This is a genomic window from Caulobacter sp. D5, from assembly GCF_003185805.1.
In the GTDB taxonomy this organism is placed as follows: Bacteria; Pseudomonadota; Alphaproteobacteria; order Caulobacterales; family Caulobacteraceae; genus Caulobacter.
On sequence record NZ_QHJY01000378.1, the window covers coordinates 1 to 5,854 of the forward strand.

Genomic DNA, 5,854 nt, shown 5'->3' on the forward strand with positions numbered 1-5,854 from the left:
ATGCTCAAATCCGGACAACCCTGGCAAAAGCCCGCTTGACCCAACACAGTCGCCGGATAGGCCCTGCGGGCTTTCCGGGATGACGAGTAGATTAGATTACGCGACGCCCGCCGCCAGCACCCGCACCTCGTAGACCGTCACCGGCCTGTCCCCGGCCTCGATCCGCACCCTCGCCGTCCCCTCGCCCGCCGGCAGCGGGACATCGGCCGTGAAGAAGCCGTCGCGGCGGTCGGTCGGGGTGGTGAAGCGGCCGCTCTCGGCGCCGTCGGCCAGCACCTTGGCCGACTGGCCGATGTCCTGGCCCCAGTAGACGAGCTGCAGGATCAGCGGGCCGGGACGGCGCTTGAGCGTCATCTCCAGCCAGCCGCCGGGGGCGATGCGGCGGCCGCTGCGGCCGTTGAGCTGGATGATCTCGCCGGCCCCGGCCTTCACCGCGTGATCGACCTCGGGCTGCTGCTCGCCCAGATAGACGGCGTCGACGGTGCGGGCGACGGTGTCGATGCGCTGCTGCTCGGCGGCAAGGTAGGCCGGACCCTCGGCCGCCCAGCGGGCCGGGGTGAACACCGGCAGGTAGATCGCCTCGCGGCGGCTGTAGCCGGTGAAGAACGGCGTCAGCTCCACCCGTCCGCCCTGGGCCAGGGGGACGTCGAAATTGTGCGGGTGGGCCCGGGTGACGCGCAGCAGGGCGGCCGGATCGCCCTGGCCCAGCAGGGCCGGCGCCGGGCGGTCGAACGGCCGGTCGGCGGGACCAAGGTCGGCCGACAGCACCAGCGGCCCCGACAGCAGGGCCACGAGGTTGGGATCGTCCGGCGTCGGCTCGGCCCGCACGGTCATCGGGATGGTCAGCCGCAGGCGATCGCCGGCCTGCCAGCGGCGCGAGACGCGGGCGTAGCCGTCGCCCCGGGTCTGGATGGCGACCGGCCGGCCGTTGAGTTCGAGCGTGGGCTTGATGCTCCAGGCCGGCAGGCGCAGGGCCAGTTCCCGCTCGCCCTTCGGCGCCCGTTCGATGGTCAGGGTGACGTGGCCGAAGCTTGGATACTGGGTGTCGAGATCGATGGCGAAGTCGCCTTCGCCGAGGTCGAGCCTCGAGGCGATGAAGAGGTTCAGCCACAGCGTCTCTCCGCTGCGCCACCAGATGCTGTCGGCGTGCTTGGCGTGGCTTTCCATGCCGCTGCCGACGCAGCACCAGAAGCTGTCCTCGTAGGTGGAATAGCTGCGGCGACCGCCGGCGGCCATCGGCATGAAATAGACGAAGCGGCCGTCGGCCGGGTTCTGGTGGGCCAGGATGTGGTTGAGCTGGGTGCGCTCGTAATAGTCGAACAGGGCGCCGTCGGGCTTCCAGCTCCACAGATGGCGGGTCAGCTTCAGCATGTTGTAGCTGTTGCAGGCCTCGCAGGTGGTCTCGGCCATGTGGCGGGCGATCTGGCGCGGCTTGCCGAAGTGCTCGCGGTCGGAATTGCCGCCGATGACGTAGCTGTGGTCGCGGGTCACGGCCGTGTGGAAGAACCGCGCCGCCGTCGCCTCGGCCGGATCGCCGCCGACCTCGTAGAGGCGCGCCAGGCCGATGACCTTGGGGATCTGGGTGTTGGCGTGCAGGCCGGCCAGCTCGTCGCGCTCCCCGGCGATCGGGTCGAGCACGGCCTTGTGGCGCAGGCGGCGGGCGATCTTCAGCCAGCGCTCGTCGCCGGTCAGGGCGTAGGTCTCGGCATAGGCCTCGTTGAGGCCGCCGTGCTCGGTGACCAGGATCTTCTGCACCTGCTCGTCGCTCAGGCCCTCGATGATCGTGGCGAAATAGCCGGCCAGGCCGGTGGCGACGTCGAGGGCGCCCGGGGTTGCGGCCAGGCGGTGGGCGTCGAGCAGGCCGGCGTGCACCTTGTGCCAGGTGTAGACCGGCACCCAGCCGTCGTTGAGGCTGAAGCGCGAGGCGCGGATGTCGCCCCGGCGCAGCTCCTCGAACACCTGCTTGCCGGCCGCCGCGTCGGACTGGCCCCAGCGGGTGGTCCCGCCGACATAGCCGTCGCCGTGGGCGGCCTGGACGCGGGCCAGCTCGGAAACGGTGTAGGCCAGGCGCTCGCGCAGCTGCGGATCGCCGGTGTGGGCCACCTGCAGCGAACACGCGGTCAGCCAGTGGCCCAGGGTGTGGCCGGCGATGCTCTGGGCCTCCCAGCCGCCATAGACCGGGGCCTTCACGGGCAGGCCCGCGCCCTGGTGGAAGTTGTGCAGCAGCCGGTCGGGCGACAGCGACAGGAGATAGGCGCGGTTCGCGTCGGCGGCGCGCTGGTGATACGAGGCCTTCAGGACGATGCAGCGGGCCGGCACGGGGGTGGCGACGATCCGGGGGCTTTGCTCGACCGGTTTGGCGGCGGCGGCCGTCGCGGCGAAGGCCAGGGCGCTGGTGGCGAGCAGGAAGGCGCGTCGGCTCGGCTTGTGCGGGTCCATGGCGTTCTTCCCTGGGTCATTTGTCTGACTATTGTGGGCAAGAGAGCATGATGGGTGGCGGGGCTCAAGTCGGCGGCCCTCCCTCCTCCCGTAAAATCCCCGCGAAAGCGGGGACCCAGGTGTTTTATCGTCGAGCGCCGAGGGTTGCAGAGAAAGCCTGGGTCCCCGCTTTCGCGGGGATTTTACGGGTTGGGGTGCGATCCCGCTCCACCCGCTTGCCAGACCCGTCATATTGTCTGACAAGAGCAAAAACACGGGAGGATGCGAGTGACCCTGGACATGCACCGGCGCGGCCTGCTGGCCGCCGGACTTATGGCCGGCGCGGCCTCGACCACCGCTTCCGCCGCCGCCAAGCCCAAGAAGGCGCCCGCCCTGCTGGCCCCGCGGCCGCCGATGGGCTGGAACAGCTGGAACAGCTTCGCCACCACCATCACCGAAGCCCAATCCCTGGAGACGGCCCGGATCATGGCCGCCAAGCTGCTGCCGTTCGGCTACGACGTCTTCACGGTCGACATCCAGTGGTACGAGCCCGAGGCGGCCAGCTACGAGTACAACCGCAATCCCCAGCCGGCGATGGACGGCTTCGGCCGGCTGATCCCCGCGCCCAACCGCTTTCCGTCCAGCGCCGGGGGCAAGGGCTTCAAGGCCCTGGCCGACCAGGTCCACGCCCTGGGCCTGAAGTTCGGGGTGCACCTGATGCGCGGGATCCCGCGCGCGGCGGTGAAGGCCAATCTGCCGGTGCTGGGAACCAAGGTCCGCGCCGCCGACATCGCCGACACCGCCAGCATCTGCACCTGGAACCCGGACATGTACGGCGTCGACATGAGCAAGCCCGGCGCCCAGGCCTATTACGACAGCGTGTTCAGGCTGCTGGCCGACTGGGGCGTCGACTTCGTCAAGATGGACGACATGAGCCGGCCCTACGACGCCCACGCCCCCGAGATCGAGGCGGCGCACAAGGCGATCCAGGCCACGGGGCGCCCGATGATCCTGTCGCTGTCGCCGGGCGAGACCCCGGTGCCGCGCGCCGACCACGTGCGCCGCCACGCCCAGATGTGGCGCATCTCCGACGACTTCTGGGACGAGTGGTCCATGCTGGAGGCCCAGTTCACCCGGCTGGAGAACTGGAACGAGCACCGCGTCGTCGGCGGCTGGCCCGACGCCGACATGCTGCCGCTGGGGCGCCTGGCTTTGGGCAAGCGCGACACCAAGTTCACGCCCGACGAGCAGCGCACCCTGATGACCCTGTGGGCCATCGCCCGCTCGCCGCTGATCATGGGCGGCGACCTGCGCCACCTGGATGCGCCGACCCTTGCCCTGCTGACCAACCGCGCCGTGCTGGCGGTGAACCAGGCCAGCACCGGCAACCAGCCGCACTTCATCGCCGACGGCGTGCGGATCTGGTCGGCCCGGCCGGAGGGGGCGCAGAACGCCCGCTACCTGGCGCTGTTCAACACCACCGAGAAGCCGAAGGCCGTGGGCCTGCCGCTGCGGGACCTGGGGCTTTCGGGCGCCGTGACCGCGCGGGATCTTTGGACGGGCGAGGACCTGGGCCGCGTGTCGGGCCGGGTGGAGCGGGTGGTGGCCCCGCACGGGGCGGCGTTGCTGCGGCTGGGGTAGGTTCACCTCCCCTACCTTTTCCCGTCATCCCGGCCGAAGCGAAGCGCAGAGCCGGGACCCAGGGGCCGCCGCAACGCGCCGGCCACGTCCGGGCGGCGGGATCACGCACGGCGCCCGGTCCCCTGGGGTCCCGGATAAGCCCTGCGGGCTTTCCGGGATGACGAAGGTTTGCGGGTGATGCCCCTGCCGCGCAAACGCGCTATGCACGGACCCATGGAGCGTGGGCGCAGCATCCTCATCGTGGGCGGCGGGACGGCCGGGTGGCTGACGGCCGCCTATCTGGCCAAGAGCCTGCGCATCGCCGAGCAGGACCACCTGAAGATCACGGTGCTGGAGTCGCCCGACATCGGCATCATCGGCGTGGGCGAGGCGACCTTCCCCACCATCCGCACGACCTTGCAGTTCTTAGGCATCGACGAGACGCGGTTCATCCGCGAGACCTCGGCCACCTTCAAGCAGGGCATCCGCTTCGTCGACTGGGGGCACGCGCCGGAAGACGGCCGCCGCCACCAGTATTTCCACCCGTTCGAGGCGCCGTTCTCAGCCGACGGGGCCAGTCTGGCCCCCTACTGGCTGCTGCAGGACGAGGCCACGCGGCCGCCGTTCGCCGAGGCCATGACCATCCAGGCGCGGGTGGCCGGCGCCCAGCGCGCGCCCAAGCGGCCGCACGAGGGCAATTTCGCCGGGCCGCTGAACTACGCCTACCACTTCGACGCCGCCAAGCTGGCCCAGGTGCTGGCCGACCGGGCCCGGGAACTGGGCGTGGAACGGCTGGAAGGGCTGCTGACGAACGTCGCCCTCGACGCCGACGGGGCCATCGACCACGTCGCCTGCGCCGAGCATGGCCGGCTGGAGGCCGACCTCTATGTCGACTGCACCGGCTTTCGCGCCGAGCTGATCGGCCAGGCCCTGAAGGCGCCGTTCAAGTCGACCCGGCCGGTGCTGTTCACCGACCGCGCCCTGGCCTGCCGCGTGCCCTACGAGCGGCCCGACGCGCCGATCCAGAGCTTCACCGTCGCCACCGCCCACGAGGCCGGCTGGATCTGGGACATCGGCCTGGCCGGCGCGCGCGGCGTCGGCTGCGTCTATTCCAGCGACCACATGGACGATGCTCGCGCCGAGGCGATCCTGCGCGCCCACATCGGGCCGAACGTCGAGATCACCCCCAAGGCGATCAGCTTCGAGGCCGGCTATCGCGAGCGGCAGTGGGTGAAGAACTGCGTGGCCGTGGGCCTGTCGGCGGGCTTCCTGGAGCCGCTGGAATCGACCGGCGTCGTGCTGATCGAGGCGGCGGTGGCGATCATCGCCGAGCTTTTCCCGCACAACGGCCCGATCGACGCCCCGGCCCGGCGCTTCAACCAGCTGATGACCGCGCGCTACGACAACATCATCGCCTTCCTGAAGCTGCACTATTGCCTGAGCCGGCGGACCGAGCCGTTCTGGCGCGACAACGCCGATCCGGCCTCGATCCCCGAACGGCTGGCCGAGCTGCTGGAGCAATGGCGTCACCGCCCGCCCAGCCGCTACGACTTCATCCTCGATCTCGAGACCTTCGCCTTCTTCAACTACCAGTACATTCTCTACGGCATGGGCTTCAAAACCGACCTGTCGCCGGGCCGGGGCGAGTTCCCCGACGTGCAGTCGGCCGCCCGCCAGTTCGCCCGCATCCGCGCCTTCGGCGAACGCGCCACCCACGACCTGCCCAGCCACCGCGACCTGATCTCGCAGATCAACCGCTTCGGCTTCGACCGCCCGCTGGAGCCGGCGTAACTTTCCCTCTCTCACAGAGAGAGGG

3 protein-coding genes and 1 pseudogene are annotated in these 5,854 nt (G+C 70.3%); 2 read left to right on the forward strand and 2 right to left on the reverse strand.

What is annotated here, in order from left to right; genetic code table 11:
* Window positions 1–96: 96 nt before the first annotated feature.
* Window positions 97–2,439 carry a beta-L-arabinofuranosidase domain-containing protein gene (locus tag DMC18_RS21385; RefSeq protein WP_110121891.1) on the reverse strand — a complete coding sequence of 781 codons (2,343 nt, stop codon included), beginning with the start codon at window positions 2,437–2,439 and terminating at the stop codon, window positions 97–99.
* Between the two features lie 261 nt (window positions 2,440–2,700).
* Here DMC18_RS21385 and DMC18_RS21390 point away from each other — a divergent pair, with 261 nt between their 5' ends.
* On the forward strand, window positions 2,701–4,059 hold the full coding sequence (locus DMC18_RS21390; protein ID WP_370444044.1) for a glycoside hydrolase family 27 protein: 1,359 nt from the start codon (window positions 2,701–2,703) through the stop codon (window positions 4,057–4,059).
* Window positions 4,060–4,070: 11 nt separating this feature from the next.
* On the opposite strand, the pseudogene DMC18_RS27350 reads toward DMC18_RS21390, so the two are convergent.
* Window positions 4,071–4,160 (reverse strand): annotated as a pseudogene (locus tag DMC18_RS27350) (hypothetical protein); the annotation flags it as partial.
* A 100-nt stretch (window positions 4,161–4,260) separates the two neighbouring features.
* On the opposite strand from DMC18_RS27350, the gene DMC18_RS21395 reads away from it, so the two are divergent.
* Window positions 4,261–5,829: a tryptophan halogenase family protein gene (locus DMC18_RS21395; protein ID WP_370444631.1), complete on the forward strand. Its 1,569-nt coding sequence runs from the start codon at window positions 4,261–4,263 to the stop codon at window positions 5,827–5,829.
* Window positions 5,830–5,854: the final 25 nt, after the last annotated feature.

Bases quoted from the DNA above. Each gene is read 5' to 3' on its own strand.
- DMC18_RS21385 (WP_110121891.1), bottom strand. From the start codon at position 2,439: ATGGACCCGCACAAGCCGAGCCGACGCGCCTTCCTGCTCGCCACCAGC.
- DMC18_RS21390 (WP_370444044.1), top strand. From the start codon at position 2,701: ATGCGAGTGACCCTGGACATGCACCGGCGCGGCCTGCTGGCCGCCGGA.
- DMC18_RS21395 (WP_370444631.1), top strand. From the start codon at position 4,261: ATGCACGGACCCATGGAGCGTGGGCGCAGCATCCTCATCGTGGGCGGC.